Origin of the sequence: Blautia sp. TM10-2, from assembly GCF_003480845.1 — a bacterium.
GTDB lineage: Bacteria > Bacillota > Clostridia > Lachnospirales > Lachnospiraceae > Fusicatenibacter > Fusicatenibacter saccharivorans.
Genome location: NZ_QUJZ01000012.1, coordinates 1 through 764, shown reverse-complemented (window position 1 = coordinate 764; position 764 = coordinate 1). Strand labels below are relative to the sequence as shown.

The following is a 764-nucleotide window of genomic DNA, read 5'->3' as shown; positions in this document are numbered from 1 at the left end:
TACATGATATCGTGGTAAAAAACAGGCATGGCATACTGTTCACTTTTCAGATACGGCTTTCCCGTTTTCTGTCCCTCTGCTTTCCACTGTTCCAGACGCGTCCGATAAGAAGATACACTCCCAAGCGCATGCTGGACTGCCGCCCGTCTGAAATAGGATGGCATCTTGGGAAAGCAGAAATCAAAATCAAACCGGGCCGGATTCCGTTTCGTTGTATGCACCAGATGTTCCGCTGCATTGAAACGTTTCTTACTGTTCTCAATTTGGGCCAGTTCTTCCCATACAGATTCATACACTTTGACCAGATAGCGGACAGCAGAACGGTAAATCTCCAGTGTCTGGCGGATCGGAATATTCTGTTTTCGTAATTCTACACCATAACTGGATATGATTTTCATTCGCTTTTTCCTCCGGGTTTTAACGGGATTTTTCCTTCTGCCCTTCTATGTAAGCAAGTACCTGTTCACGGCTCCGGTCACTGACCGTTACAACACAATAAGACGGATTCCACAAATGTCCTCCCCACAACTCTTTCTTTAGCTCTGGATGTAAAAGGAACATCTGGTGTGCAAGATTCCCCTTCATGATTTTGATCATGTCTGAAATATAAAACTGTGGTCGGTAATCTACAAGCAGATGACTTCTTTCTTCATAAAAATAGTATACCATATGCATAGGAATAACTCAAACATTTGTTCCCATTTTGGTAAAAATTTTGCGCGTCTAACTCATCACTACTACAATATATTTATGGGTAATCCCCT

Annotated in this window: 2 pseudogenes; both read right to left on the bottom strand. The window is 42.5% G+C overall.

The features are described 5' to 3' along the window. Positions 1 to 398 (bottom strand): annotated as a pseudogene (locus DXD92_RS19030) (IS200/IS605 family accessory protein TnpB-related protein); the annotation flags it as partial. A gap of 19 nt (positions 399 to 417) precedes the next feature. Continuing rightward, positions 418 to 639, bottom strand: a pseudogene (gene tnpA / locus DXD92_RS12905) (IS200/IS605 family transposase); the annotation flags it as partial. Positions 640 to 764 lie beyond the last annotated feature (125 nt).